At 64.3% G+C, this 26,993-nt stretch carries 27 protein-coding genes; 10 read left to right on the top strand and 17 right to left on the bottom strand.

Going from position 1 to position 26,993, the window contains the following annotated elements; all coding sequences use genetic code 11:
- The 3 genes from ABFX56_RS10585 to ABFX56_RS10575 are packed head-to-tail and all read right to left on the bottom strand — an operon-like array spanning nucleotide 1 to nucleotide 2,305.
- Nucleotides 1-462 (bottom strand): MaoC family dehydratase, encoded by a 462-nt coding sequence (locus tag ABFX56_RS10585; protein WP_346233291.1) that lies wholly within the window; start codon nucleotides 460-462, stop codon nucleotides 1-3.
- Nucleotides 459-1,361, bottom strand: a complete 903-nt coding sequence (locus tag ABFX56_RS10580) for an amidohydrolase family protein (RefSeq protein WP_428834432.1) — start codon at nucleotides 1,359-1,361, stop codon at nucleotides 459-461. Before ABFX56_RS10580 ends, ABFX56_RS10585 begins: the two co-directional genes overlap by 4 nt.
- 8 nt (nucleotides 1,362-1,369) lie before the next feature.
- Nucleotides 1,370-2,305 (bottom strand): SDR family NAD(P)-dependent oxidoreductase, encoded by a 936-nt coding sequence (locus tag ABFX56_RS10575; protein ID WP_346233290.1) that lies wholly within the window; start codon nucleotides 2,303-2,305, stop codon nucleotides 1,370-1,372.
- 164 nt (nucleotides 2,306-2,469) lie between these two features.
- Between ABFX56_RS10575 and ABFX56_RS10570 the strand changes: the two genes are divergently transcribed.
- Complete coding sequence (locus ABFX56_RS10570) at nucleotides 2,470-3,231, top strand: IclR family transcriptional regulator (protein WP_346233289.1); 762 nt, start codon at nucleotides 2,470-2,472, stop codon at nucleotides 3,229-3,231.
- A 50-nt stretch (nucleotides 3,232-3,281) separates the two neighbouring features.
- On the opposite strand, the gene ABFX56_RS10565 is transcribed toward ABFX56_RS10570, so the two are convergent.
- The 3 genes from ABFX56_RS10565 to ABFX56_RS10555 all read right to left on the bottom strand — a co-directional run bounded on the left by ABFX56_RS10565 (nucleotide 3,282) and on the right by ABFX56_RS10555 (nucleotide 7,285).
- Nucleotides 3,282-4,955: a dihydroxy-acid dehydratase domain-containing protein gene (locus ABFX56_RS10565; RefSeq protein WP_346233288.1), complete on the bottom strand. Its 1,674-nt coding sequence runs from the start codon at nucleotides 4,953-4,955 to the stop codon at nucleotides 3,282-3,284.
- Complete coding sequence (locus tag ABFX56_RS10560) at nucleotides 4,952-6,385, bottom strand: FAD-dependent oxidoreductase (protein WP_346233287.1); 1,434 nt, start codon at nucleotides 6,383-6,385, stop codon at nucleotides 4,952-4,954. The genes ABFX56_RS10565 and ABFX56_RS10560 overlap by 4 nt, the downstream gene beginning before the upstream one ends.
- Before the next feature lie 117 nt (nucleotides 6,386-6,502).
- Nucleotides 6,503-7,285, bottom strand: a complete 783-nt coding sequence (locus ABFX56_RS10555) for an HAD family hydrolase (protein ID WP_346233286.1) — start codon at nucleotides 7,283-7,285, stop codon at nucleotides 6,503-6,505.
- 178 nt (nucleotides 7,286-7,463) lie between these two features.
- Here ABFX56_RS10555 and ABFX56_RS10550 point away from each other — a divergent pair, with 178 nt between their 5' ends.
- Nucleotides 7,464-8,903, top strand: a complete 1,440-nt coding sequence (locus tag ABFX56_RS10550) for an aldehyde dehydrogenase family protein (protein WP_346233285.1) — start codon at nucleotides 7,464-7,466, stop codon at nucleotides 8,901-8,903.
- A gap of 100 nt (nucleotides 8,904-9,003) precedes the next feature.
- Here ABFX56_RS10550 and ABFX56_RS10545 read toward each other — a convergent pair whose 3' ends face one another.
- Nucleotides 9,004-10,470 carry an aldehyde dehydrogenase family protein gene (locus ABFX56_RS10545; RefSeq protein WP_346233284.1) on the bottom strand — a complete coding sequence of 489 codons (1,467 nt, stop codon included), beginning with the start codon at nucleotides 10,468-10,470 and terminating at the stop codon, nucleotides 9,004-9,006.
- Between the two features lie 123 nt (nucleotides 10,471-10,593).
- Here ABFX56_RS10545 and ABFX56_RS10540 point away from each other — a divergent pair, with 123 nt between their 5' ends.
- A complete protein-coding gene (locus ABFX56_RS10540) occupies nucleotides 10,594-11,043 on the top strand; it encodes a MarR family winged helix-turn-helix transcriptional regulator (protein WP_346233283.1) in 450 nt (149 codons plus the stop codon).
- Nucleotides 11,044-11,070: 27 nt separating this feature from the next.
- Here the strand turns inward: ABFX56_RS10540 and ABFX56_RS10535 are convergent, their stop codons facing one another.
- The 7 genes from ABFX56_RS10535 to ABFX56_RS10505 all read right to left on the bottom strand — a co-directional run bounded on the left by ABFX56_RS10535 (nucleotide 11,071) and on the right by ABFX56_RS10505 (nucleotide 17,141).
- On the bottom strand, nucleotides 11,071-11,547 hold the full coding sequence (locus tag ABFX56_RS10535) for a MarR family winged helix-turn-helix transcriptional regulator (protein ID WP_346233282.1): 477 nt from the start codon (nucleotides 11,545-11,547) through the stop codon (nucleotides 11,071-11,073).
- Nucleotides 11,540-12,580 (bottom strand): branched-chain amino acid ABC transporter permease, encoded by a 1,041-nt coding sequence (locus ABFX56_RS10530; protein ID WP_346233281.1) that lies wholly within the window; start codon nucleotides 12,578-12,580, stop codon nucleotides 11,540-11,542. The genes ABFX56_RS10535 and ABFX56_RS10530 overlap by 8 nt, the downstream gene beginning before the upstream one ends.
- Nucleotides 12,577-13,431 carry a branched-chain amino acid ABC transporter permease gene (locus tag ABFX56_RS10525; RefSeq protein ID WP_346233280.1) on the bottom strand — a complete coding sequence of 285 codons (855 nt, stop codon included), beginning with the start codon at nucleotides 13,429-13,431 and terminating at the stop codon, nucleotides 12,577-12,579. The genes ABFX56_RS10530 and ABFX56_RS10525 overlap by 4 nt, the downstream gene beginning before the upstream one ends.
- A complete protein-coding gene (locus tag ABFX56_RS10520) occupies nucleotides 13,428-14,123 on the bottom strand; it encodes an ABC transporter ATP-binding protein (protein ID WP_346233279.1) in 696 nt (231 codons plus the stop codon). Before ABFX56_RS10520 ends, ABFX56_RS10525 begins: the two co-directional genes overlap by 4 nt.
- Nucleotides 14,116-14,880: an ABC transporter ATP-binding protein gene (locus tag ABFX56_RS10515; protein ID WP_346233278.1), complete on the bottom strand. Its 765-nt coding sequence runs from the start codon at nucleotides 14,878-14,880 to the stop codon at nucleotides 14,116-14,118. The genes ABFX56_RS10520 and ABFX56_RS10515 overlap by 8 nt, the downstream gene beginning before the upstream one ends.
- Nucleotides 14,881-14,912: 32 nt before the next feature.
- Nucleotides 14,913-16,127 carry an ABC transporter substrate-binding protein gene (locus ABFX56_RS10510; RefSeq protein ID WP_346233277.1) on the bottom strand — a complete coding sequence of 405 codons (1,215 nt, stop codon included), beginning with the start codon at nucleotides 16,125-16,127 and terminating at the stop codon, nucleotides 14,913-14,915.
- 123 nt (nucleotides 16,128-16,250) lie between these two features.
- Nucleotides 16,251-17,141 carry an amidohydrolase family protein gene (locus ABFX56_RS10505; RefSeq protein ID WP_428834431.1) on the bottom strand — a complete coding sequence of 297 codons (891 nt, stop codon included), beginning with the start codon at nucleotides 17,139-17,141 and terminating at the stop codon, nucleotides 16,251-16,253.
- A gap of 139 nt (nucleotides 17,142-17,280) precedes the next feature.
- Between ABFX56_RS10505 and ABFX56_RS10500 the strand changes: the two genes are divergently transcribed.
- Nucleotides 17,281-17,697, top strand: coding sequence for a MarR family winged helix-turn-helix transcriptional regulator (locus ABFX56_RS10500; RefSeq protein WP_346233276.1), 417 nt, complete (start codon nucleotides 17,281-17,283; stop codon nucleotides 17,695-17,697).
- Nucleotides 17,698-17,713: 16 nt separating this feature from the next.
- Here the strand turns inward: ABFX56_RS10500 and ABFX56_RS10495 are convergent, their stop codons facing one another.
- Nucleotides 17,714-19,258, bottom strand: coding sequence for an acyl-CoA synthetase (locus ABFX56_RS10495; protein ID WP_346233275.1), 1,545 nt, complete (start codon nucleotides 19,256-19,258; stop codon nucleotides 17,714-17,716).
- Nucleotides 19,259-19,479: 221 nt separating this feature from the next.
- Between ABFX56_RS10495 and ABFX56_RS10490 the strand changes: the two genes are divergently transcribed.
- The 3 genes from ABFX56_RS10490 (at nucleotide 19,480) to ABFX56_RS10480 (ending at nucleotide 21,684) form a co-directional block, all read left to right on the top strand.
- Entirely contained in the window at nucleotides 19,480-19,953 is a 474-nt protein-coding gene (locus ABFX56_RS10490; protein ID WP_428834430.1) for a MaoC family dehydratase, read from the top strand.
- Complete coding sequence (locus ABFX56_RS10485) at nucleotides 19,950-20,858, top strand: SDR family NAD(P)-dependent oxidoreductase (RefSeq protein WP_346233274.1); 909 nt, start codon at nucleotides 19,950-19,952, stop codon at nucleotides 20,856-20,858. The genes ABFX56_RS10490 and ABFX56_RS10485 overlap by 4 nt, the downstream gene beginning before the upstream one ends.
- Nucleotides 20,859-20,922: 64 nt before the next feature.
- On the top strand, nucleotides 20,923-21,684 hold the full coding sequence (locus ABFX56_RS10480; RefSeq protein WP_346233273.1) for an oxygenase MpaB family protein: 762 nt from the start codon (nucleotides 20,923-20,925) through the stop codon (nucleotides 21,682-21,684).
- Nucleotides 21,685-21,741: 57 nt separating this feature from the next.
- On the opposite strand, the gene ABFX56_RS10475 is transcribed toward ABFX56_RS10480, so the two are convergent.
- Both ABFX56_RS10475 and ABFX56_RS10470 read right to left on the bottom strand, forming a co-directional pair.
- Entirely contained in the window at nucleotides 21,742-24,144 is a 2,403-nt protein-coding gene (locus ABFX56_RS10475) for an ATP-dependent helicase (protein WP_346233272.1), read from the bottom strand.
- A 42-nt stretch (nucleotides 24,145-24,186) separates the two neighbouring features.
- The gene (locus ABFX56_RS10470) at nucleotides 24,187-25,179 is read right to left on the bottom strand and encodes a glycerophosphodiester phosphodiesterase family protein (RefSeq protein ID WP_346233271.1); all 993 of its coding nucleotides are present in this window, start codon (nucleotides 25,177-25,179) and stop codon (nucleotides 24,187-24,189) included.
- 46 nt (nucleotides 25,180-25,225) lie between these two features.
- On the opposite strand from ABFX56_RS10470, the gene ABFX56_RS10465 reads away from it, so the two are divergent.
- The 3 genes from ABFX56_RS10465 to ABFX56_RS10455 are packed head-to-tail and all read left to right on the top strand — an operon-like array spanning nucleotide 25,226 to nucleotide 26,971.
- Nucleotides 25,226-25,591, top strand: a complete 366-nt coding sequence (locus tag ABFX56_RS10465; protein WP_346233270.1) for a hypothetical protein — start codon at nucleotides 25,226-25,228, stop codon at nucleotides 25,589-25,591.
- The gene (locus ABFX56_RS10460; RefSeq protein WP_346233269.1) at nucleotides 25,584-26,111 is read left to right on the top strand and encodes a hypothetical protein; all 528 of its coding nucleotides are present in this window, start codon (nucleotides 25,584-25,586) and stop codon (nucleotides 26,109-26,111) included. The genes ABFX56_RS10465 and ABFX56_RS10460 overlap by 8 nt, the downstream gene beginning before the upstream one ends.
- A 41-nt stretch (nucleotides 26,112-26,152) precedes the next feature.
- The gene (locus ABFX56_RS10455) at nucleotides 26,153-26,971 is read left to right on the top strand and encodes a Bax inhibitor-1/YccA family protein (RefSeq protein WP_346233268.1); all 819 of its coding nucleotides are present in this window, start codon (nucleotides 26,153-26,155) and stop codon (nucleotides 26,969-26,971) included.
- Nucleotides 26,972-26,993: the final 22 nt, after the last annotated feature.

Genomic DNA, 26,993 nt, shown 5'->3' with positions numbered 1-26,993 from the left:
TTACAGGTATCGGCGAATGAGAATCGTGGCGACGCACGCGGGCTTCGGTGACGTGTCGATCTCGAACGTGAGCGTGAAGGCGACTTGCACGCCGCCAGCCACATCGGTGACCGAATCCAGCACGGCACTGCACCGCATGCGGCAACCCACGGGGGCCGGCGTGGGGAAACGCACCCTCTCACAGCCGTAGTTCACTCCCATCGAGAATCCACGGGTTTCCAGGATCTGGGGCATGAAGATCGTCGCTAAGGAGAGCGTCAGGTAGCCATGGGCGATGGTTCCGCCGAAGGGTCCGGTCGCTGCCCGCTCCACGTCGACATGGATCCATTGGTGATCACCCGTCGCTTCGGCAAAGGCATCCACTCGGTCCTGCGTGATTGTCAGCCAGTCGCTGGTGCCCAGATGCTGTCCAGACAACGCCCGCAGCCCGTCGACTCCTTCGGCGATCGTGATGGCCGTCATGTTTCATCTCCTTCTGATCGGGTCGGGTTCGGCATCCGGATGCCCAGAAGGCGGGCCGCGTTCTCCTTAAGAATCATCGGCCTCACTTCGGGCCTGATCTCCAGCCGGTCGAAGTCGGACAGCCAGCGGTCCGGGGTGATGGCCGGAAAGTCGGACCCGAACAACATTTTCTTCTTGAGCAGCGTGTTCGCGTACTGAATCAGCTGCGGGGGGAAGTACTTGGGCGACCAACCGGACAGATCGATGTAGACGTTGGGCTTGTGCAGCGCGACGGACAGCGCCTCGTCCTGCCAGGGAAAGGACGGATGCGCCAGGATGATGCGAAGGTCGGGGAAATCGACGGCAACATCGTCAACGCTCATCGGGTTGGAGAACTTGAGGCGGATCCCGCGACCGCCACGGACGCCGGCGCCCACACCCGTGTGACCGGTGTGAAAGAGCGCGATGAGGTCATGCTGCTGGATTGCCTCGTAGAGCGGATACACCGCGGGATCGTTCGGGAAAAAGCCCTGCACGTTCGGATGAAACTTCACGCCGCGAATGCCGAAATCATCCGCAAGTCGGTGAATCATGTCAACGCCCTCGGCGCCCCGGGCCGGATCAACACTGGCGAAGGGGATCAGCACGTCCGGGTTGTCGGCGGCGACTCGGGCTATCTCTTCGTTGCTGGGGGCGTTGTCGTCAGACTCGCCAGCACGGTCGACGCGGAACACGACGCACGCCATCTTTCGTTCGCGGTAATAGGACGCGATCTGCGCGGTGGTGAACGAGCCCATTTCGGTCCCGAAATACGATGACATCTCCGCGCGGGTGCTGCTCGAGGAGGAGCCGCCGGCGACCAAAGCCTGAACATGCACGTGCATATCGATGGCAACGAGATCGGCGGGGTCCACTGTCACTGTCGCAGTCACTTGCCGGCCGCGGTCGACGCCGGCGGCACTGGGCGGCCATAGGGCTGAAGCTGAGGAAGGAGCACGGTGGAGAACAGCTCCGCCAGCGAGTCATCCGAGTAGCCGCCCTCGCGAAGCACGGTGACGACCTCGCGAGGATGCGACCAGAGGGCAAGCCGATCTCCGCCCACGGCGATCGCCTGGCCGGTGACGTCGGCCGACGCGTCGGAGGCGAGAAAGACCACGAGGGGAGCCACATCTTCCGGCACACCCAGCCCGCGCCGACGCAGCGGTGGCGGGACCGGCTCACCGGCCTCGGCCGCCTCGACGGCGTCGCTGAGCCCAGGAATGGTCGCCGCCATCCGGGTCAGCGCCGTAGGGATGACCGCGTTGACGGTCGTGCCCTGACGCTCCAACTCCACCGCCCAGGTACGGACCAAGCCGACGATCGCGGCTTTTGCGGCGCTGTAGGCAGTCTGGCCGAAGCTCGCCCGTTGCCCAGCCGGCGAACCGACGAGGATCAATCGTCCCCCGCCGCCCTGCGACTTGAACTGCCTGACCGCGGAACGTGCGCACGTGAATGTGCCGCGCAGGTGCGTCCTGAGCACCAGATCGAAGTCCTCATCGGTGACCTTGGCCAACGTCCGGTCTCGCAGCACACCGGCATTGGTGCACATCACATCCAACCGGCCGTAGTCCCCCACCGCCCGATCCACGAGAGCATCCGCGACCTCCGCGGATCCCACGGCGCCGATTTCGGTGGTAGCGGACCCCCCGGACGAAACGATGTCGGAGACCACCTCACGCGCGACGTCCTCATCGACGTCGTTGACCACCACCGACGCTCCGGCCGCTGCCATGGCGATCGCGTAGGCACGTCCCAAGCCGCGTCCCGCGCCCGTGACAATCACCACTTTCCCGTGCAGGACACCGTGCTCTAGGATCTCCGTCATCTCGCAATAGTAGACAGACGCGTCACGAGCGTCAAGAATCTGACTCATATGCACGTGAAGCGCCGTCGATGTTGCCCGTGCCTGACTCAGAGGCGTGAGTGCCCTTCGGAGTGTCTACGATGAGTGCTAAGCAGCGACGCGAGGAACCGCCTTGGAGGACAGCAGTGCCGCAACCGGAAGAGCGTTCGGTCATGGAGAAGGTGTTCCGCCTCCTCGGCGCGTTTGACGAGAAGCACAACCAACTGAGCCTGTCGGAGATCAGCCGTCGCAGCGCGCTGCCTCTGACGACGACCCACCGCATTGCGGCTCAGCTTGTCAGTTGCGGCGCCTTGGAGCGGGCGGTGGATGGCGGTCCATACCAGGTCGGGTTGCGGCTCTGGGAGATCGCCTCCCTTGCCCCGCGGTCCGTCGACCTGCAGCGCATCGCGCTGCCATTCATGCAGGATCTCTACGAGATCACGCACTATCCGGTGCATTTAGCCATCCGGGAGGGAAACGAAGTAGTCTTCGTCGCGCGACTGGTCGACAAGACATTGACGAACGCCAGACCCCGTGTCGGGGGGCGATACGCCATTCACGCGACCGCGGTCGGGCATGTTCTCCTCGCGTTTGCCCCAACCGAAGTCCAAGACGAGATCCTCCAGGCTCCGCTGGAGCGCTACACCTCGCACACCGAGACCGATCCGGCCAAGTTGCGAGCGGCCCTGGACCGGGTACGACGGGAAGGATTGGCCACAAGCGACCGCCAGATCGACACACAGCTGGTCTCCATCGCGGCACCGATTTATGATTCCTCCGCCACGGTCGTAGCGGCACTGTCGATCATCATTCCCTTCGACCAGATGAAGGGCAGGTCGTGGGGCTATCTGGTCCAGGCAAGCGCACGAGCCGTCTCCCGGGCCAACAGGACGCGGCGTTCGGGATAGGCCCATCGCTTTCGGGACCGTCCGGGAGCGGAGCTACCGGACGTCTCTCCTCAGCCGCGCAATACCGCTCCGGCGTTGAGTGCGCTCACCTCACGGGCGTACGTTGACAGCCATCCGCATCCGACCGCGGGTACTGCCGTGGGTGAGGCCGCCCGTCGCGTCTCGAGTGCGACCGGGTCAACGAGGAGGTCGATCGTCCCAGCGTTCACATCGATCGAGATCACATCGCCGTCTTGAACAAGGCCGAGAGGTCCCCCGCCCCAGGCTTCGGGGGCGACTTCCGCCACCACGAGACCTCGGTTGACCAGTCCGGACATCTGGCCGTCGGTCACCACTGCGACCTCTTCGCTCAACCCCGCTCCATCGAGTGCGAAGATGAACGCCGACGTCATGGCCATACCGGGCGAGCCTCTCATCCCCAACCCGCTGAGTACTACGACATCCCCTGGATGGACACGGCCGTCCTTGATGGCGGCCATCCCCGAGTCTCGCGAGTGGAACACCCGCGCCGGCCCGGTGAACGAGAGGGGGGCGGTATCGGCCACGGTTCGTTTCACGACAGCGCTGTCGGGGGCGAGGGTGCCGCGGAGCACGGAAATCGCCGGATGATTGGCAAGGCCGTTGTCCAGCGAGCGCACGACATCATCATCGAGGACCTCGGCGACATCGAGCAGTTCGCCGAGCGTCGGTCCGGTAACGGTAGCAACATGGTCGACGAGCAGAGGCCTGAGGCGCGATAGCAGCGCCAGCGCGCCACCGGCATCGTCAAATTCTTCGATGAGCCGTTCGCCGTTCGGCTTGACGCCGACTAGCAGCGGCACCTGTGGCCCCAACTCCTCGAAGAGGCGCCACACATCAACATCACATTCCGCCTCCGCAGCCACTGCCTGAAGGTGCTTCATCACGTTGACAGATCCGCTGATCGCCAGCACCGCCGCGACTGCGTTGCGGAACGCGTCTGGAACGAGAATGTCACGTGGTCGAACATCTTGTTCGACCAGTTCTACGATCCGTTCACCGGCGCGGCGAACGGCGGACCACATCTTGTCGCCGTTGGCGCGGACCGGTGTGCTGTTGGTCATCGCCATGCCGAGCGCCTCGCAAACGATGTGCATCGTGTTCGCCGTGCCCATACCGGAACACACCCCGGGACCGGTGACCGCAGCCGACGCCATGTTCCCCAACTCGCGAATGCTCAGCATGCCACTGGCGACCTGACCAGCACGATGAAAGACGTCCTCGAAATCGATGTGTTCGCCCTTGTACGTGCCAGAAGACTGGTAACCGCACGCGACGATAATCGTCGGGATGTTGAGACGCCCGGCGGCCATGAGCTGGCCCGGCGCCGTCTTGTCGCACGAGGCGAGGCACACCATTCCATCAAGTTGGGCACCCTCCACGGCGACCTCGATGTCGTCGACGATCAGGTCGCGAGTCGGCAGGATGTACTGTCCACCGCGTCCGGCGCTGGTGATGGCATCGCTTGACGCCGCAGTGCGAATTTCCAGTGGCACACCCCCAGCGTCTCGGATCGCTTGGGACAGCACGGGAACAATGTCGTCCAGGTGACTGAAGCAACTGGCCAAGTGGGACGAACTGTTCACGATCGCGATTTTCGGCTTGAGCTCGTCCTCGGGGGTGATCCCGAGAACGCTCCACTGCGCTCGCCTCATCGCCCACAGTGTCGTTCCCGGTTCGAATACGCTACGAAGTTTCCTCGTCATATCTTCTCCTCTGAGTGTGCCGTGGCGGCCGCCAATCGAGGCGGAGCCTCAAGATCATTGCCAAGATAGACTCCGGCTTCCGTGAGCCGCCGTTGCAGTTGGGCTGTGTCGATGTCGCCGCACGCGGACCCAGCCGATAGCGCCAAGTCGGCTGCAGTACCTGCTGCCTGTCCCATCGCAAAGCACGGTCCGGTCACCCTGGCAGACGACTGTCCGTACTGGGTCATGGAAGCGCAGCGGCCCACGACATAGAGGTTCTCGACGACCTTCGGAATGAGCATCCTCAGGGGCAACTGGTTGAAGCCGCGGGAGTTTTCGTGGCGAGGGAACTGAAAGTCGACGTCGCCGGCGACGTGAGCTTCGATGGGCCACCCGTTGACCCCTATCGCATCCCCGAAGTCGACGCAGTCCAAAATGTCGTCTCCGGTGAGTTGGTACGAGCCGATGATGCGCCGGGTCTCCCGGATTCCAATCTGCGGGGCGAGGTCGACAATATAAGAGGAGTCGAACCCCGGGGTTGTGGCCTTGATGAACTCAAATGCGTCACGGGCTTGACGCCGGCCCTCGATCTCGCCGAGGGTCAGCTGTTCGACGTCGGTTCCGTCAATAGCGCTACCGTCACCGTTCGACAATTGAGTGAGGTTAGCTCGCCATTCAAGCGGGTTGCGCTGCGGCCGAACAATGGGCTTCTTTCGGGGGAAATGATGCGTACCGGCACGTTCGGCCTGATCCATCAGCTGCGCAACGGTCTTCCATGCCGCCCCGGCACGCTCAAAGTCCACCCCGTTGATGCGGAACATGAGAGAGGGAAAGAGGAGTTCTTCCGACTTTTCGTAGGGGACGCCCGACCACGTCGCCAGGTCCGCGTCTCCGGAGCCGTCAACGAACACGCGTCCACGGATGGCGCCGCGACCGGACTTGGACTCGATAAGAACGGCGTCGATCGTGGAATCGTCTGTCATCGAGACCCCGACGGCCATGGCATGGAACAGGATTCGGGCGCCGGAGGCCAGGACGAGATCGTCGGCGGCCATCTTGTAAACAGAGATGTCGAAGGCCTGTGCCAGGATCTTGTTCTCTATGGTGAGGTGCGGCGGGTTGAGTCCGCCCATACCGTCGATCCTCTCGAGAAGTTCGTCCGCGAGTCCGTGAATGACCTGCTTGTCCTCCCCATGGACCCGCGCATGCAGACCGCAAAAGGTGCTGAGGCCACCCATCGTCCCGGCGCCACCCAGAAAGCCGTAGCGCTCGAGAAGGATGGTCGAGCGGCCCGCCCTGGCGGCGGCGGTCGCGGCCATCAAGCCCGCGGGACCCCCGCCGACGACAACGACGTCATACTCTCCGATGACCGGCGTGGACTTCGGTGACTCCGCGATCGAGCGACCGTGGAACCCCGCCAGGCGGTCGCTCGTGCCGTTGTTGTCAACCATCAGAACCCTTTCCAGGTCACTTTCCGAGCCCGATGCCGCGACCCGTGATCAAGCTCATGGTGGTGCATTCGGGTCAGGCGATCCAGTCGGACTTCCTATCTTCGGAAGCCGACTTACTCAGGCGTCACCCCGATTCGCCCGGATGATCGTCGTGATGTCGTTGAGGCTTTCGATCACATAGTCCGGGGTAATGCCCCTGCTGCCGTCCGCCTCGTTCGCCAGCACACCGTCGCTCTTCTTGGCGGTCGGGCGTTGCAGCCGTGCGGCGAGCAGACCATACGACATCGCACCCTGTACGTCGAAGGACGGAGCAGCGCAAAACAGCACATCACGGGGCTGCATGTCGTTTTGATGGAGGACCCAAGCGTAGGTACGCGGGTTCGGCTTGTGGAAGTGGGCCTCCTCCGTACTGCCCACGAAGTCAGGCTTGAAATTCTTGAATTTGCTGACATACATGTCGAGATATTTGCGTTCGACGTCGGAATACGTCCAGATCTTGACTCCGAGTTCCTGCTGCTCCCGCAGTGCCGACTCGGTCTCCTCGAAGAGTCCGACGTCCTTCTGAAGTTCCGTGTACGCGCTCACGTCGGTCGGCTCGCCCGGGATGTCGAGAATGCGAAACGTGTCCATGAGGGCTTCGGTGATGATCTCGGTGACGGGGGTGTACCCGGCGAAGGCGGTCCTCCGGTGGTGTGCCTCGAACAACCTGACCCAGTTCGATGCGAATTCCTTCGGATCGATTGCCGAGTCGTAGCGCTTGACCAGAGCTTCAGAGGCGGTCGCCCAGCTCCATCCCCAGTCGAAGAGAGTCGTCTTGGAGTCGTAAAATATCGCGCGCGGCCATGAGCCCTTTACTGCCATTGTTTCCTCCTGCGAATCGTTGACGGCCGGATCATTCATGCCAGACACTGCTAGGCGATGGGTCCAGCGGGCCAACACCAGACTGACGCATCGGCCCAGCCCACACCAATGAGGCTTCCAGGTAGTGGAAGCCCGATCCAGTTGTCGAAGTCGCCGTCCTAGGATCGGGGCAAGGAAGGGAAATGGTGTGAGTTCAGGTCTGATCAGTCGGAAGCCAGTGTCGACCAGCCTCTTCATCGACGGCGAAGAGCAGGTCAGTGACGACTGCATCACGGTTCGGGATCCTGCAAATCCCGCTGCCGTTGTGGGTTATGCGGCCTCGGCATCGCGGCAGCAGGCACTCGGTGCGGTCGCCGCCGCAAAGGCCGCCTTCCCCGCGTGGGCAGCACTCTCACCCACCGAGCGTGCCGCGAGCCTCCGCGCCAGCTTGGCCGGACTTGCTGCCTTCGCAGACGAGGATGCGACCATCCTCAGTGCGGAAAATGGCAAGCTCAGGTCGGAGGCCCTGAGAGACGTCAGCGGGTTCGGCCGTCATTTCGCGTTGGCACTCGCGCTGGCGGACCAGGTGGAGGGGACCACGGTGCTTTCCGGGCCTCCCTACGAAACAACGGTCACCCACGTCCCCGTGGGAGTGGTTTCCATCATTGTGCCGTTCAACTGGCCCATCGGAATCCTCTCGGCCACCCTGCCGTACGCATTGCTGGCGGGAAACACGGTCGTGGTGAAGCCACCGCCTACCGCACCCTTGGCAACGGCGCGAGCGACGCGGCGGATTGCCGAACTGCTTCCCCGCGGGGTGCTCAACATCATCACTGGCGAGGACGCCGAAATCGGGACCGCTCTGGCACAGAACGAGGACATCGCGATGGTGTCCTTCACCGGCGGCGGGATCGGCGGACGCCGAGTCGCTGCGATGGCATCAGAGTCGTTGACACGGGTTTCTCTGGAGCTTGGTGGCAACGATCCCGCCATCATTCTGGAGGATGCGCGCCTGGACCCGGATGCGATTGACCGGCTCTACCACGCGGCCTTCGACACCACCGGTCAGATCTGCATGGCGATCAAGCGCCTGTATGTGCACCGGTCGCGGTACAGCGAGGTCGTCGAGGCACTCTCCGCGAGATTGGCGAAAACAGTTCTGGGCCACGGCCTCGACGAGCGCACCACCATGGGGCCGCTGCATTCAGCACGGCAGCGGGAGGTGGTCGTCGGCCTGCTCGACGAGGCTCGCGCCGCTGGCACCGAAATCCGAGAATTCGGCGAGGTTCCCACCGATGAGCGCCTGCGCGACGGGAACTTCTTGCGCCCCAGCCTGGTTCTGGACCCGGAACCGTCGCTTCGCATCGTCACCGACGAGCAATTCGGGCCCACTCTGCCGATCCTGCCGTTCGATACGGACGACGAGGCGATCGCTGCCGCGAACGACACCTGGGCGGGACTGTGCTCCTCCATCTGGACGCAGGATACCCGGCGAGCGCTGACTATCGGGGCGAAAATGGCGTCTGGATTCGTCTTTGTCAACGGCCACGGTCCCAATGCCCTCGATGCCCGCGCACCGTTCGGCGGCGTCAAGGGAAGCGGTTCTGGTAGGGAGATGGGCATCGAAGGGATACGGGAGTTCATGGCTACTCGGAGTATCGCGCTGCCTCGACCATAAGACGCCGGTGTCTGCGGCGGTGGCCGGAGTCGCCTGCGCGGGTCCGCATGAGTAAGGGGAGCCGCGGGTTCGCGCGGCTCCCCTGATTTGTTCGTATCGGTTACTCCTTCGGCAGGGCGATGCTGTGGGTGACCATGAATTCCCGAAGGCCTTCGATGCCCATCTCGCGGCCGAAGCCGCTGCCCTTGACGCCACCGAACGGCGCACGCTGGTCCAGCCAGGTAGCGCTGTGGTTGTTCACGAAGATGTAGCCCGCCTTCAGTCGCGCGCCCACCTTCGCGGCGTGCTCCAGGTCTGCTGACCACACGGAGGAGCACAAGCCCGCCCAGGTGTCGTTGGCCGCAGCGATCGCCTCGGACTCGTCATCGAACGGGATGACCGGGATCGTGGGACCGAACTGCTCCTCGGTGACCACCCGGAGGGACGGATCGGGGTCCAATACGATGCTGGGCCTGAGGAAGTTGCCGTCGCGCAGCCCCTCCTCGGTGGGCAGTTCGCCGAACTCCAATACCTCGGCCCCGGCGGCGCGTGCCTCCTCGACGATCTCCGCGACGAAGTCACGCTGACGAGGCGAATGCAGCGGCCCCATCGTCGTTCCTTCGGCGAGGCCAGGGCCGATCACGACCTTCTCCAGGTTCTTCGAGAGTCCGTCGATGACCTCCTGGTAGCGGGACCGGTGCACATAGATGCGCTTGATCGCCATGCAGATCTGCCCGGTGGTGTCGAACACGGCCTGGAACATCCTGGTCATGGCGTCGTCGTCGAGCACCGCGTCCTCGAGGATGATGGCCGGGTCGTTGCCGCCGAGTTCCAGGGCCACCTTGGTCAGCGTCGGCGAGGCCATCGCCATGATCCGGCGGCCACCGCCGGGGCTGCCGGTGAACGACACCATCCCGACGTCGTCATTGCTGACCAGCGCCTCGCCGATCTCCGCATCGACTCCGGTAACGATGTTGAGCACACCGGGTGGGAGTTGCTCCGCTATACGCTGCACGACGCGGGTCAGAGCCAGAGGTGTCGTGGGCGGTGGCTTGACGATGACGGTGTTACCGGCGAGCAGCGCATACGGGAGCGTGGCGCCCAGGATGGCCGCCGGCCAGTTGAACGGCACGATGAGCGTGACGACACCGATCGGTGCGTAGGCGACGGTGGTCTCGTGCGGGGGGCCGGGAAGCACGGTCACGTCGTCCACCTGATCGGCCAGCGCGGTGGCCAGACCGAACCTCACGCTCAAGACAATGAGGTCAATGGTCGCTTCCATGATGATCTTGCCGTTTTCGCGGCTGAGAATCTCGGCGTCCTCGGCCTGATGGTCGGCGAGGACCGCGAGGCTGTCATCCAGCATGCGTGCGCGTTCCTGAGCGCTGAACGCTGCCCAGGCCGGCTGGGCCTCCTTGGCCGCTGCGACGGCCTGGAGCGCCTGCTCGCGCGACGCCGCTGCGGCGACGCCAACGATCAGAGCCGGGTTGGCTGGATCTTTGACGGGCAGTTCGCCGGCGCCTACCTGCTCCTGCCCGTTGATGAAGAGCCCAGTTTTTACTTGTTCGTTGACTAGTTGGGAACCCATATCGTCTCCATCGTCGATTGTTGGCCATGGCGAAGGTCAATCGCTTTGCCATGTAAGACTCAGTGTACGCACCAATGTGTTGCACCATCAATGGACGGGTCCGAGGATGCCATAATCACCGGTATGGCCGCACTGAATCTCGCCGAGTACACCGGGTTCCTGATCAGGCGGGCTCAGCAGGTGCATTCGAGCCTCTGGTTGCGGGAGGCTTCCACGGAGATCACCTCCGTGCAGTTCGGTGCGCTCAACCTGCTGCAGCTGCACCCGGGGATCGACCAGCGCACTCTTGGCGGGTACCTGCAACTGGACCGCTCGACGATTGCCGACGTCAGTCGCCGGCTCCAACGCCGCGGCTACATCGAACGCGACCGGGACCAGGTTGACCGGCGCCGCAACATCCTGCACCTCACCCCGCTCGGGGCTGCCGTGCTGGCAGAGATGCAGCCGCGGGCCAGACGGGTCAATCAGATCTTGGTCGGCGACCTCACTGAACGTGATCGCATGGAATTGCACCGGCTGCTCAACATCCTGCTCGCATCCGCGCAGCTGACGGACCTCACCGACCCCGCGTAACGCCCAGAGGTTTCCAGCGGGTTGCCGCTAGTGCGCGTTGCCACCGCCGAGGGCACGCCTGCAGGAGTGGAGCGCATGACGCAGTTGCCGGATTTCGGCGTCGCCCAGGCTCTGGACCATTTCCCGTTCAATCCCGCGCACGGGTTCCCGCAGTTGGCCGAGCACCCGATGACCCTCGGGGGTGAGTGAGAGCAGATACTGCCGGTGACTGTTCGGGTCCCGCTCCCGGGTGATGAGGCCGCGCCCGTCGAGCACGGTGATCATCTGAGCCATGGTCTGGGCGCGCACGAAGGAGTTCCTCGCCAGTTGCGCGGAGGTCAACTCCGGATGCCTCTCAAGCACCGTCAAGGCGGTGTACTGCAATGCGGTCAGTCCGGCGTCGCGTACTGCTTCGTCCAGATGCGAGCGCACGGCAAGCTCGAGTTGCTTGATCAGATACAGCAGTGTGACCTCCGGCGACGCCGTGAGCGTCGCGGAATCTGCCGAGGCACGCACTTCAGACATCAGTACCCATTTCCGCTTTGTCTTCCGCCACCGGAACGGGCACTGTCGACCTCGGCCCTGTCGTGCTCCTGCCAAACCCGCGCCGCACCGCGTCCGACACAGTGGGCATGATCCCGCGCGGGATGAACAGCAAAACGCAGATTAGCACGATCCCGTATCCGGCATATTGCAGGATCGGCGATGCCGTCGGCGGTAGCCCGGGCAGGCTCCCCAGGCTGTTGAGCACCTGCAGCAGAACCGAGATCAGCACCGCCCCGATCACCCCGCCCCACAGCGTCCCAAGCCCTCCGATCACCGCCATGATCACGTACCCGAATGACTGCATCGGAGGGAACGAATCCTGGCTGACATACGGGATGAAGAACGCCCCGATCCCGCCCGCGAGTCCGGCAAATGCTCCCGAGACGGCGAAAACGGCGAGTTTGCTCCGGAGCACCGGCACTCCGGAGGAGCTGGCCGCCGACTCGCTCCCGGACAGGGCCCGGATGCCTCGGCCGAACCGGCTGCGCACCAGATTCCGCGTCAGAATGAGGACGAGTGCAAGCGCGGCGAGGGCGATGTACGCATAGGCCAGTTGGCCGGAAACGACGAAGTCGCCCACGCCGAGCGGCGGGATGCCCGCAATTCCGGTCCCGGCCCCGAACACTTCGAGATTTCCCATCAGTGCCTGGACGATGAGCAGCAGGGCCAGCGTTCCGAACGCGAGGTAGTGGCCGCGCAATCGAAGCAGCGGCGCGCCAACGACGTAGGCAAAGACCCCTGCTGCCACTGGCGCGCAGGCGAGTGCGAGGAGGGGCGGCAGCCCACCTCTTGTCGTCATGAGGGCGACCGTGAGTGCCCCGACGGCCACGAAGGCGCCTTGCCCGAGCGAGACCTGCCCGGAATATCCCATTAACAGCGAGAGCCCGGTGACGACGACAGCAGCCAGCACCATTTGGACGAAGAAGGTGAGGTCGGACAGGAAAAGGGGAACGACGGCCGCGAGGAGTGCGACTGCGGCGACCGCGAAGTACGAGCCCTTGACGATCCTCATTTCGCTTCCTCCGCCGCCAGGCTCCTGTGCCGTGCAATCATCACGATGAGCATCATCAACAACGCCACCTGGGTTTGGTACGACCCACCGCCGAAACCTGCAACGAGCTGCCCCGTGACGCCGAGCACCAGCCCACCGATCGCGGTCTTGAGCGGACTGTTCAGACCGCCGAAAACCGCCGCCGCGAATCCGCTCAGTGCCAACTCGAGGTCGGAGTAGAAGGAGACAGGATTAGTCGGGGCAATGAGCACCCCGGCCAGCCCACCCAGGGCACCGGCCACCGCGAACGAGACAAAGCCCATCCTGCGCACGTTGATTCCCACCAGCCTGGCCGCACGCGGATTAGACGCACTCGCCGTGAGTCCCATACCGAGGTAGGTCTTGCCGAAGAACAGGCTCATCAGAACGAAGGTGACGGCGGTGACGATGATGACCAGAAGTCGTTGGGTTTCGAGCTGGGCGCCGAACAGCTGAATCGAACCCTGGATTCCTGGCGGGGTGAGCGGGTCCTGTCCCCACAGCAGGATCACGACCGCGCCGGAGAGGATCGCAAGGCCCAGAGTGACCAGCAGGGAGATCATCGGCGGGGTGCCGCGCTTGCCGATCGCGATCACACCCATGAGCAGTCCGATCGCCGCGCAGATGATCACCGTGACGACCTGGCCAAGTCCCTGAGGCAGGATGCCACTGAGCAACGAGTACGAGATCAAACCACCGAAGACAGCGAGGGAGCCCTGGGCGAAGTTGACAACTCTGGTGACACGGTGGACGACCACAAAGCCGCTGCCGATCAATGCGAACGAGGCGCCGAGGGCGATCCCCGAGACCAGGTAGGTGAGGAACTGGTTCACGCGTCCGCCTCTTTACCGGCCCGCGCGACGGCGGCCGCCGAGAATTCGCCAAGGTAGGCCTTGCGAATGGCGGGGTCTTTGGCGAGGTCGGCGCTGAGCCCGGAGGTGACGATCCGGCCCGCTTCCAGGAGGTAGGCACGAGAGCACAGCCGGAAAGCGAGGGAGACTTCCTGCTCGATCAGCAGAATCGTGGTGCCGCGATTCTCGTTCAAGCTCTTCAGGTGAGTGGCGAGATCCGCAACGACGAGCGGCGCCAGCCCGAGGGACAGCTCGTCGATGACGAGCAGGTCAGGGCTGGCCATCAGCGCACGTCCGACGGCCACCATCTGCTGTTGGCCTCCTGAGAGCGTTCCACCGAGGTGTCTGCGGAGTTTGACCAGGTCTGGCAGGAGTTCGTAGATCGCCGAGGGATCGCGATTCTTCGCCTTCCAGGCGCCGAGGCGCAGATTTTCGTCAACGGTCATGTCGGCGAAGAGCTGGCGTCCCTCGGGAACCTGGGCGACTCTCCCGTCCACCTCGATGCTGCCGCTCACAACTGGCAGCAGCCCGCTGATCGCGTTCACCAGTGTCGATTTGCCTGCACCGTTGGGTCCGACGAGGGCGACCATTTCGCCGCGATCGATTGTCAGGCTGACCGTGTCGAGAGCGGTCGCTGCACCGTAGCGGACCACGACGTCGGTGACCCTAAGCATTCGCAGCCTGCGTTCCCAAGTAGGCGGTGATGACACGTTCGTTGTTGCGGATCTCGGCGGGCGTGCCCTCGGCAATGACACTGCCGAGGTCGAGGACGGTGATGATGTCGGCCAGCCGGGTCACCATCGCGACGTTGTGTTCGACGAGCATGATCGTCACTGACTCCTCGCGAAGCTGGGTGATCAGCTCCGACAGGTCCTCCCGCTCCGACGCGCGCAACCCGGAGGCCGGCTCGTCGAGCAGGAGCAACGCCGGCTCGCCCGCGAGAGCGCGCGCGACCTGCAGCCGGCGCTGTTGTCCGAGCGGCAGATCCTCTGCGTCGCGGCCTGCCCAGTGGCCGAGGCCGACCCGCTCCAGAGCGGCGTGCGCGGCCGCTTCGATGCGGCGTTCCTCGGCCCGCTGCCCGGGAAGGCGCAGCGCGGCGGCGAACGGCCCACTGGTGGTGCGTGCGTGCGCGCCCACCATCACGTTCTCCAGAACACTCATCGCTGGAAAGGTGCGGGCGCCCTGGAACACGATGGCGATGCCGAGGCCTGCCCGGGTGTGAGGTGACTTTCGGTCGACCCGCTGGCCGTCGAGGGTGATCGATCCGGACTGCGGCCGCAGATGTCCGCTGATCAGGTTGAACAGTGTCGACTTTCCTGCTCCGTTGGGGCCGATCACCCCCCGAAGCTCGCCCTTGGCTACCGTCAGGCTGACATGGTTGATGGCAAAGACGCCGCCGAACGCCCGCGAGATTCCGTCTACGACGAGCATGGGGCTTTCCATGATCGCGCGCCGCTCATTGCTCACTTGGGGAGGTGTGTCTTGAACCGCTCCAACGAGTAGTCCGTCGCGACGAACTTACCGTCCTTCACCTGCACGATGGCGACGGCATCGGTGGTGAGGCCGGCGTGGTCCGTGGGCGAGTACTTGTAGTGCCCGGCGGCCATCAACACGTCAAGCGACTCGAGGGCATCGCGGATGGCGTCCCGGTCGCTGGAGCCGGCCTTGTCGATGGCGGCCTTGATGAGGTCGATCCCGGTGAGCCCGTCAAAGGCAAACTGCGGCGGGTTGACACCCTTATTCGCTGACTTCCACGGTGTGACAAAGGAATCGATCTTGGTCTTCAGCGGGCCATCTGGAAGCTCGTCGCCGGCCACGGCGATGCTGCTGCTCATGATGACGCCCTCGGCCGCGGCACCAGCCGGTTGCACGTAAAGGCTGGATGCCTCGGCACCGGTCATGTAGGGCTGGATGCCGGTTCCGGCAAGTTGCTTGGTGATGATCACGGGCGCGGGTCCGGCGCCCCACACCAGCAGGCCCTCGGCGTCCGTGCCCTTCACGTGGGTGATCAGCGCGGTGAAGTCGGTGGCCTTCTGGTCATACGCCTCGTCCAGCGCAATCTTCAGCCCGGCTTTGTCGGCTGCGGCCTTGGTGGCGTCGTTTCCAGTCTGACCATAGACATCCCCGCCCGCGTACCCGATCGCGATGCTCTTCACTCCCTGGGCGACGAAGTAGTCGACCATGGCCTGCGCGTACACCTCTGGTGTCGCCGGCACGGTGAATGCGTACTTGTTGCTCCCGTCGGCGAGCACGCTGATGGGGCTGAGCGCGAGGGTCGGGATCTTGTTCGTGAGCGCACTCGCCGCGGTGGCAGCCGACGCACTCGCGAAGGACGACGACAGCATCGCGGAGACCGATTTGTCGGCGGCCAATTGGTTGAATTCGGTGACCGATTGGGTCACGTCGGTCTTGTCGTCCTTCACGATGAGCGTGATCTGGCGCCCGTCGATACCGCCGTCCGCGTTGATTGCGGCGACCTCCTGTTCGGCAGCCGCCTTGTCGCCGGTTCCGAGCGGGGCGTACGGCCCGGTGAGCGGAACCACCATGCCGATTTTGATCGGGCCGGTCTGCGGCGCCTTCGAGTCGTTAGGGCTGGTACCACCCCCGGTCGTCGAACAGCCGGCCATAGCCAACGTCGTGGCCAGGATTGTGGCTGTGAGTAAACTCTTGTGCTTCATTGCAACTCCAATTATTCGCCGTCGAAATCGAACCTCTGTGGTGCATCGGGAAGACTTGACCTTCAGGTTCCTTGACTATCAGTAAACCTGTTAGTGGATTATGGCGGTGGGAGTGGCCACCTGTCAATCCCGCAAGCCCAACAGGCGGATGGCATTCTCCTTGAGGATCTTCGGCCGCACCTGGTCCTTGACCTCGAGTGCTGCGAAGTCTTTCAGCCAGCGGTCCGGGGTGATGAGCGGAAAGTCCGACCCGAACAGCACCTTGTCCTGCAGGAGCGAGTTGGCCTGACGCACCAGGTTCTGCGGGAAATACTTCGGCGACCATCCGGACAGGTCGATCCAGACGTTCGCCTTGTGGGTGGCCACGGCGAGGGCTTCCTCCTGCCACGGCACGGAGGGATGCGCCATGACGATCTGCAGCGCGGGGAAGTCGGCGGCGACGTCGTCCAGCAGCAGCGGGTTGGACAGCCGCAACTTCAGTCCGAACCCGCCCGGCAGGCCGGCACCGATACCGGTCTGGCCGGTGTGGAAGATCACCGGCAGACCCAGTTCCTGAATCAGTTCGTAGAGCGGGTAGAACCGGGTGTCGCTTGGATCGAAGTTCTGCACCGTGGGATGGAACTTGAAGCCGCGCACGCCGAAGTCCTCGGCAAGGCGGCGCATTCTGGCTGCGGCGTCGCTTCGATGCGGGTCGACGGAGCCGAAGGGGATCAGTACGTCGTTGTTCCGCAACGCGCCCTGCGCGATCTCCTCGCTGCTGATGGATGCGTGGTTCAGCGACGTCGCCGCATCTACGGTGAATACCACCGCGGCCATGTGACGCTGGCGATACAGTTGCGCTATCTCATCCAGGCTCGGTCGCGGCTCGTGCGCCTTGAAGTACTTGCTGGCCGCGTCGACCAGCGCCTGGGGCAACGCGGCGTGCCCGCTGTTATCGATCTCGATGTGGACGTGCGTGTCGATGGCCACCAGCGATGTCGTGTCCACAGCGGATTCGTAGGTCATGTGACCCATGACAACTTATATCCTTGAAAAAGTCAACGGTTTGTACGACGATGGTGTCGTGTCGTTCTGACGGACAGGGAGTCGAGCCATCACCAATCCGCGGAGCACTTCCGGGTCGACGAGCCGGTCACGACTGCTCGGCACGGAGTTGGCCGAGGAGATCGAGTTCCTCACCGCTCGGGCTCGGTCGGTGGGAATCGCCAGGGCGAACGCAGCACTGGCTGCGCTCGACCTCAAGGTGCGCTCCTATTCCGTCCTCTCTCTCGCCTGCAGTGGCAAGCACCCTTCGCAGCGCGAACTTGCCGACTTCCTCAGCCTGGACCCGAGCCAGATCGTCGCGCTGGTCGACGAACTGGAACGCCGGGGCCTGGTGACTCGCGAGACCGACCCGCGCGATCGACGGTCCAAGGGCATCGCCGCGACCGCGGCGGGACGCAGGCTCTACTCTGCGGCAAAGAAAATAGTGCACACCGCGGAAGACCGATCCCTGAGCGGGCTGAGCCTGCCCGAGCGCGAAGAGCTCAGGGCGCTCTTGCGGCGCGTCGCCTACGAGGCCACCGAATAAGCCCCGTGGCGCGAGCTCACGCTGAAAACATCCGGCGCAGCTCCGCCTTGCGAACCTTGCCGCTGGCCGTGCGCGGCAGTTCGTCCACGATAACCACGCTCTTCGGGATCTTGTACCTGGCGATCCTGCTTTCCAGGTGTCGTCGCACGTCGTCCTCAGCCAGGCCGAAGCCGTCCCGCACCGTCACGACGGCGCGCGGCACCTCGCCCCACTTCTCGTCCGGCATGCCGATCACGGCGACACTGCCGACTGCGTCCAATTCGGCGATCGCCTGCTCCACCTCGGCGGAGTAGATGTTCTCGCCGCCGGAGATGATCATGTCCTTGAGCCGGTCGGCGATGTATAGGTAGCCATCCTCGTCCACGTACCCCAGGTCCCCCGACCGGAACCACGAATCGTCCGTATAACAGTCCGCGATCGCCTCAGGCCGGTTCCAATACTCCGTGATGACATTCGGGCCGGTCAATTGGATCTCGCCAATCTCACCAGCCACCAGTGGTGCCCCCGCCGCGTCCACGATTCTCATATCGGTGAAGAAGTGGGGCAGGCCGCCCGAGCCCGCCTTTTCGCGGCTCATCTCCGGCGAGAGACTGGTCGCGCCCGGCGACGTCTCGGTCATTCCGTATCCGTTCGAAAACGCGAGCCCCCTACTCTCGTAGGCCTCGAGCACGCGCATCGGCACCGCTGATCCGCCACAGGTTAATTTCTTCAGTGAACTGATGTCCGTGCCTGCCCAGTCCGGATGCTCGCACAGCATTTGGAACGTGGTGGGCACACCGCTGAGCGAGGTCGCGCGATACTTCTCAATGAGGGCGAGGGCGCGGCCGGGATCGAAGCGTGGCTCCAGAATGACGGTCCCACCCTTCAAAAGCGTCGGCAGCAACCCCATGTTCAGTGAAGCCACGTGGAACAGTGGCGAAATCATCAGTGCCACATCCGTGCTCAGGAAGTCGTAATCGACCAGCACGTTGAAGCAGTTCCAGGTGATGTTCGCGTGAGTCAACACAGCGCCCTTGGGGAATCCGGTTGTGCCGGAGGTGTACAGGATCATCGCCGGATCGTCCTGGGAGACGGCGACATCGAGCCGATCGGGTACGGCGGCGGCGATGACGGCATCCAACTCCTCCACCGGAACGCCGGCGGCCGCGGAACCGGCCCCTGGCGTGTCCCGAACCACGATGCGGCGCTCGACCGCGGTATCCAGAGAGCCATCTTCGGCAAGTGAGGTCAGGCTCGCGGAGTGCACGAGGACCGTGCTCCCGGCATCCCGCAGAGCGAACTGAACCTCTGGCGGGGCCAGCCGGGTATTCAGCGGAACGAAGACCGCCCCCAAGGTGCCGACGGCAAAAAAAGTCTCGAGGAAGGAGGGATGGTTCTCGCCGAGGTAGGCGACACGGGAACCGCGCTGGACACCCCGCTCGCGGAGCGCCTGCGCCAGCCGATCGATGCGGTTATCGAGTTGGGAATAGCTGATTTCGACGCCGTTGAAGATCAATGCCGCCTTGTGGCCAGACTTCACCCGCCGACGGTGGATCCACGAGCCCAGTCCTTGATTCAGCATCGCTGTCCACGACCCTCTCCCGGTGCCCGGACTTCCGGAGACCACTCGACTACACCGTCCGACCGGCGGAATCCCCCGCCGGTAGCTACACCGTAAAATCTATGGTTGAAAAAGTCAATCGATCGTGCAAGTCTTCTCCCACGCAGAAGTCGTCCAGACAAACATCGCATTTTCAGTAAACCTGATAATGTACGGCTGTTGCCGACCGCAAGGAGAAGACCGTGTCCGTTGAAGCACCCCCCGCCACCACAAGGACCACCATCGCCGGCATTCCCGCGCTCGTCGGCACGGAACTGGGAACATCGAGTTGGCACAGGATCACGCAGGATCAGGTGGACCGATTCGCGGAATTGACCGGGGACCACAATCCGATCCACACCGATGCCGATGTCGCGGCACGGGGTCCGTTCGGAACGACGATCGCCCATGGATACTTGACCCTGTCGCTGGTGGTCCCGCTGATGGCCGAGGTGTTCGAGGTCACCGACATGGGCACCGGAGTCAATTACGGGATCGACAGGCTCCGGTTCCCCGCACCGGTTCCGGTCGGTTCCCGTCTGAGAGTCAGCGTCCGGCTGGCCGAGGCCACCGAGATCGCCGGCGGCATCCAGGGGAAGTTCGACGTCACTTTCGAGGTGGAAGGGCAGAGCAAACCGGCCTGCGTCATGACGATGATCTTGCGGTTCTACGCATGAGCGGCCTGCTGGGTGGCAAGGTCGCCATCGTCACGGGGAGTGGACAAGGCCTCGGTGGCGCGTACGCCGAAGCACTCGCCGCCGCGGGAGCATCCGTCGTCATCAACGATGTCAACGCAGACACGGCCAACGACACCGTGGCGGCGATTCGGTCGGTGGGCGGAACCGCGGTAAGCGTCATTGCGCCGGTCGGACCGACAGAGACCGCGGACGTGCTGGTCGCCACCGCGCTGCGCGAATTCGGTCGGCTCGACATCATGGTGACCAACGCCGGCGTGCTGCGCGACAAGGTGCTCTGGAAGATGAGCGATGACGATTTCGACCTCGTGATCCAGACCCACCTCCGCGGGACGTTCACTTGCGGCCGCGCCGCCGCCGTGGCGATGCGCGAGCAGGGCGAGGGCGGTCGGCTCATTCTGATCGGCTCCCCGGCCGGTCAGCACGGCAACTTCGGTCAGACCAACTATGCCGCGGCCAAGGCGGGCATCGTCGCGTTCGCCCGTACCTGGTCGATGGAGTTGGCCAGGGCGGGCATCACAGTGAACGCGGTGATCCCCACCGCCCTGACGGCAATGACGGCGACCATACCTATCTATAAGGATGTCGTGGCCGCGTACCAGGCCGGCGAGCCACTTCCGAAGCAGGTGCGACAGGTTCACGCGCTCGGCGGTCCCGAGGATGTGGCGCCGCTGATCGTCTGGCTGGCCTCGGACGGCTCCAGCACCGTCACGGGGCAGGCCATCGGCATCGGCGGCGACAAGCTCTCGCTGTATTCCCACTCGAGCGAAATCGCCCTGGAGTACCGTGACGGCGGCTGGGACCCGCAGGCAATCGGTGCGGCATGGCCCGGCTCCTTCGCCGCGCACGAGCAGAGTTCCGGAATCACGCTGCCTCCGCTGGAGTAAGCCTCTTCGGCGCCACTCAGCCGGTGCCCGGACACGTGGCGTGGTTCAGGCACACAATGGGGTGATGACGAAGCACCTCGCCGACATCACCGGGGAAGCCGTCCTGCTGGCCGGCGGTGCCCGGGCGATCCTCCTTCAGATCGCCAATCCGTCGGTCGGGAGGGGCGTAGCCGAGCACAGCAGATTCGCGACGGATCCGCTGCTACGGCTGCGCAACACGCTCACCTACGTTTATGTCGTCTCGTGCGGCACCCCGCACGACATCGAGGCCGTCGCCCATGCGGTCCACCGTGCGCACTCTCCCGTTCGCGGGGCACAGTACGACGCGTCGGACCCGAATTTGCAGTTGTGGGTCGCTGCGACGCTGTACGACACGGCGACGCTGGTCTACCAGCAGATCTTCGGAATGCTGGCGCCGGAGGACGCCGACTCGATCTACCAGGATTACGCGGCACTGGGCACCGTGCTCGGGATGCCGCACGAGTTGTGGCCCGCAGATCGAACCGCCTTTCGCGCCTACTGGGACGACGCGGTCACCCACCTCGCCGTCGACCAGAAGACCCTGCAGGTGGCCGGGGAACTGCTGCACCCGCAGCGGGTGCCGCTGTGGTTGCGGGCGGTCATGCCTCTCGCGCAGCTCGTAACGGTGGGCTTGCTCACAACTGACCAGCGCGCACTCTACGGACTGCCCTGGAACATCCGCAGACAGCGACGTTTCGACCGAGCCATGGCCGTCGCGGCAGCCGTGTACCCGCGACTGCCAAAGCGCATCCGGCACTGGCCGCGAAATCACTACCTGCACCGGTTCGGTGCACTGCCCGGCTGACGCACTGCCCATGCCGAAATGACGGAGATTTGGTCAGCGCGGGCGGAGGCGAGGTAGCTAGATCTTCTCGATCGGCGCCAGCTTGATGAGCAGTCTCTTGCGGCCCGCGGTGTCGAACTGCACCTCCGCTACCCGCTTAGGTCCGACCCCGGTCACCGCCGACACCCTGCCGTCGCCGAAATCGGAGTGACGGATGCGGTCGCCGGGCGAGAGCGTGAGGTCGCCGTTGTCGCGCACGGCGCCCGTGACTCGGTTGGTCCATTGGGTCTGCGTCTGCTTTTGGGCCTGCTGCTTGGCCGCGTTCCTGGCTGCCCTGGCCCGAGCCGTCGCACTGGGCGCGCTGGAGCCCGGCGCATATCCGAAACCGATGCCGCGGGCCTCGATCGCCTCCTGCGATGACGCCCCGAACCCGCCACGGCGCGCGTTGAGCGCCCGCGGCTGGGTGCCGCCCCGCGAGTTCGCCATGCCCGGTGACTGCCGCCAGTCGATGAGTTCGGCGGGAATCTCCTGCAGGTAACGGCTCGGCATGGCCACGTTCACCTCGCCGAACTGCGCCCGGGTCATCGCCAGCGACAGGTAGAGCCGGGTGCGGGCCCGGGTGATGCCTACGTAGAACAGCCGACGTTCCTCGGCCGGACCGCCCGGCTGCGATGCAGACATCTGGTGCGGTAGCAGGCCTTCCTCGACGCCGGTGAGAAACACCGCCTCGTACTCGAGTCCCTTGGCGGTGTGCAACGTCATGAGCGATACCGTGCCGCTGCTGTCGTCCAGGTCGTCGACCGCGGCGACCAAAGAGACCTCGGTGAGGAAGTCGATCAGCGTGCCTGTCGGATTGTTCCTCTGGAACTCCTTCGTCACCGCCACGAGTTCCTCGACGTTCTCGGCCCTGGCCTCATCCTGCGGATCTCGGCTCGCTCGCAGGGCCTCCAGGAAGCCCACCTTCTCGAGCACGTCGGTGAGAATCTCGGATACCGGGGCGGCGACGGCTTTCAGCGCCGCTTCGTCGAGGATGGCGGCGAGCCGCAGAATCGCCCCGGTGACCTTCGGGCCGAGGCCGAGTTGGTCGGCTTCCCGCATCGCCTCGCGCAGCGTTTGCTCGTTCTTGTCCGCGTGGTTCTGCAGCGCGGCCTCGGTGGCCGGGCCGATGCCGCGCTTGGGTGTGTTCATGACGCGGCGCAGGGCGATCGGGTCGAAGGGGTTCGCGATGGCGGTGAGGTAGGCCATCACATCCTTGATCTCGGCGCGCTCATAGAATTTCGTACCGCCGAGCACCCGGTAGGGAAGGGCTGAGCGGATGAAGATCTCCTCGAGTGCGCGGGTCTGGGCGTTGGTGCGGTAGAACACCGCGATGTCTTTGTAGTCCAGGCCGGATTCGCGCAGTTTTGCGATTTCGTCCGCGATGAACTGTGCTTCATCGTGCTGTCCGTATCCCGTGTAGCCGACGATTTTCTCCCCGTCGCCCACCGTGGTGAACAGATTCTTGTCTTTGCGGTCGAAGTTGTGCGAGATCACTGCGTTGGCGGCACTGAGAATGTTCTGCGTCGAGCGGTAGTTCTGCTCCAGCAGGATGACCTTCGAGTTAGGGAAGTCTCGCTCAAACTCGACGATGTTACGGATGTCGGCCCCGCGGAAGGCGTAGATCGACTGGTCAGAGTCACCGACCACGGTCAGGGATGCGCCCGCCGCCGCTTCGTCGGAGGCAGCCGTGTCGAGTGCGGGGGCACGCGTGAATTCCCGAATGAGGGCATACTGCGCGTGGTTGGTGTCTTGATATTCGTCAACGAGAATATGACGGAAGCGTCGTTGGTATTTCGCGGCGATCTGGGGGAAGGCACGGAACAGGTAGACCGTCTGGCCGATCAGGTCGTCGAAGTCGAAGGCGTTCGCGCTGCGCAGTGCCCTGGTGTACTCGCCGAAAACCTCCAGGAACACCCGTTCAGCCGGGTCGTCGAAATTGGCGCTGCGCGCGTAGGACTCCACATCGTTCAGTTCGTTCTTGAGCCGTGAGATCTTGCCGGCGGCGGACGAGACGGTGAAGCCAAAGGTGTCGGCGCCGAGGTCCTTGATGATCCGCTTGAGCAGCGCCCGCGAGTCCGCGGAGTCGTAGATCGTGAAGCTTTTGGTGAACCCGAAGTTTTCTGCCTCGCGGCGCAGGATCCGTACGCACGCGGAGTGGAAGGTGGAGATCCACATGCCCTCGGTGGCCTGACCGAGCAGGGCGTGCACCCGCTCGCGCATTTCGGTCGCGGCCTTGTTCGTGAACGTGATGGCGAGGATCTGGCTCGGCCATGCCTCGCGCGAGGCGATCAGGCTCGCAATACGGCGGGTGAGCACGCTCGTCTTGCCGGAGCCGGCACCGGCGACGATGAGCAGCGCCGGGCCACGGTATTCCACGGCTTCACGCTGCTGCGGATTGAGTCCGGCGAGCAGGTCGATCGCGGTGGCAGGAAGGATGGTCATGTCCCGCTAATTCTAAGCTGGGCGGCAGACACAGCAGCTGTGCTACAGCGCCGCGCGGGCCTGGAGCACGAGGTCGGGTTGGTCGGCGAAGACGCCGTCGACGCCGCTGCGAAGCACCAGCTGGAATTCGGCCATCCAATCGCCGAAGTTCTGCAGCCCGGCGCCGCGACGCAGGTCCGGCGGCAAAAACGCGTTCTCGGCGCGCAGCGTCCAGCAGAACACCATAAGTCCGGTCGCGTGGGCGCGCTCCACGAGATCGGTGGCCCCTGTCACGTCGCCGTCAGCACGCGGCGGCAGCAGAATGCGCTTGTTGATACTGATCCCGTCGACCCGGTGCGACAGTCGCACCAGCTCGGCGGGCTCGAGATATGCCGAGTATGGCATAGCATCGGCGCCTCGAGCCCAGGCCTGGTCGGCTGGGGCACCTTCTGACTCGATGAGGAAGATGAGCGGCGCCGGGATGCCGCGCTCTCGCAGCTTGCCGAGTACGGTCTCCTCGAACGATTCGACCGTGAGCCGAGAATCGCCTCGCCACCCGGATTCGACGAGTTCTGCGGTGAGAAGTTCGTCAAGGGGAAGCCCGAGAGATTCGAAGTAGGTGGCATGCTTGAGCTCCACCACCAGTCCGACACGCCGGTTTGCTGCGGCCACCAGCTGCAGCAAATCAGTGAACCGCAATATGGGACTGCCGGAATACTTAGTGTTCTGAGGTCGGAGCTGCGGTATCCGTTCGGTGGCCCGGAGGGTGCTTAGTTGCGCCCAGGTGAAGTCCTCGGTGAACCACCCCGTGAGCGCTTTCCCGTCCACCACTTTGGTGCTGCGCAGGCTCGCGAATTCGGTGCGGGAGGCGACGTCCGTCGTCCGGGAAATCTCGTTCTCGTGACGGATCACCAGCACTCCGTCGGCCGTCGCGACCAGGTCGGGTTCCACAGCGTCAGCGCCCAGTTCGATCGCCAAGTGGTAGGCGGAGTCGGTGTGCTCCGGGCGGTAGCCGCTCGCGCCGCGGTGCGCAATGACGAGGGCCGACGGTTCCACCCTGCCCACGCTACGTGATGCCGGGCGGGGTTGATAACCTCTCAGCGTGGACTCCCTCACGTGCGTGATCTGCCAGAACGAGCTGGCGCCACAGTGGAACTTCTGTGTGCACTGCGGCGCACCCGTGCGTGCTCGCGCAGCCGTGGTAGACGATCCGATCCTCTCTCATGCAGTTAATACCGGTGCAGTAAATACCGGTGCAGTTAATACCGGGCGACAAGTGGCGGCCCTCCACAACGCCGCGTCGGATGCGGAGGCTGAGGCCATACCGTCCGCAATCCGCCCAGAATCCAGCACCACGCACCCCCGCCGACGGATCGATGCGCGCCTCGCGTTCGGCATCGCAATGGCGGCGATCGGCCTCCTGATCGTGCTCTACGCGGTCACCAGCCTGCTCGCGGCGCGTGGCTGAGCGGCGCGTGACCGAGGGCTGGCGGGAGCCGGCCTCGGCCGCACCGCTGCGATGGGGCGGCTACCGGGGCCGCTATCTCGCGGCCCTGGTGCTGGTGCTCGGCGGCGGCGTTCTCGTGCAGACCGGTTCGGTCTACCTGCCGCAGGTGATGCTGATTGGTATGGGTGCCCACCTGTTCGGCTGGTGGATCCTGCCTGGCCGAGGCTGGCGTCGCGCGATCGTGTCACTGCCGAGCTTGACCACGGTGATGCTCATCCTCAACGGTGCTGCCGCCATGGTGTTCCTCGTCATCCCGCTCGCCGGTTGGCTGTGGTTGCGACACCGGCCGTTCCTGGCCTACCCGGTGCTCGTGCTGCCCGCTATCAGCGCGTACCTCCTCACACTGCACTTCGCCCAGTACGGTTCGGGCGCGCTCGTGCTGGTGATCAGCGGCGCCGTTGTGATCGGATCGGCGTGGCTGGCTCGCTTCATAGCTGTCGCTATGCCCCTGCAGAGTGATTCTCCAGCCAGTATCGACTAGGTTGATGGCAGGAACGTTCCCGCGAAATATAGAGGACCCTCATGGCATCGTCGAACCCTGTTTTCAACAACTCACCGGCCTTCTCGCCGCGCGCCAGTACCGCCGCCCAGTTGGTGCGTCAGAGCAGTCCGGCCACCATGTCCGCCCAGGAGCTCACCGAGCTCTACAGCCAGCCGTCCGCCACTCCGGCGCAGACGGACCGGATGAGCTACGAGGACACGGTCGTCAAGATCGCCGTGAGCTTCGGCATCCTGGCAGTCGGTGCGATCGTCGGCTGGATGCTGCCGGCGCTGTTCCTGCCGGCCATGATCGTCGGCTTCGTCCTCGCGCTGGTCAACATCTTCAAGAAGAAGCCGTCCCGGGCGTTGGTACTCAGCTACGCGGCGGTCGAGGGTGTCTTCGTCGGCGGCATTTCGAGCTTCTTCGAAGCATCCTTCCCGGGCATCGTCTCGCAGGCGGTACTCGGAACCCTGGTCGTCGTCGGCGTCACGCTCGCGCTGTTCGCCAGCGGCAAGGTGCGCGCCTCGGCCAAGGCGACCAAGGTCTTCCTCATCGCGATGGTGGGCTACCTCGTGTTCTCGGTGATCAACATGATCCTGATGATGACCGGGGCATCACAGCATGCCTTCGGGATGCGCAGCATCGAGATCGCCGGCATCCCACTGGGCGTGATCATTGGCATCCTCGTCATCATCATGGCCGCATACTCGCTGGTGCTGGACTTCGACAGCATCAAGACCGGCGTGGAACGCGGTGCACCCCGTGCCTACGGCTGGACCGCCGCGTTTGGCATCATGATCACCGTGGTGTGGCTCTACCTGGAAATCATGCGGATGTTGGCCATCCTGCGGAGCAACTAGGACGCGCTAGCCTCGCCGCACC

Origin of the sequence: Parafrigoribacterium mesophilum, assembly GCF_039652555.1 — a bacterium.
Lineage (GTDB): Bacteria > Actinomycetota > Actinomycetes > Actinomycetales > Microbacteriaceae > Parafrigoribacterium > Parafrigoribacterium mesophilum.
This window is presented reverse-complemented; position numbering and strand designations above follow the sequence as displayed.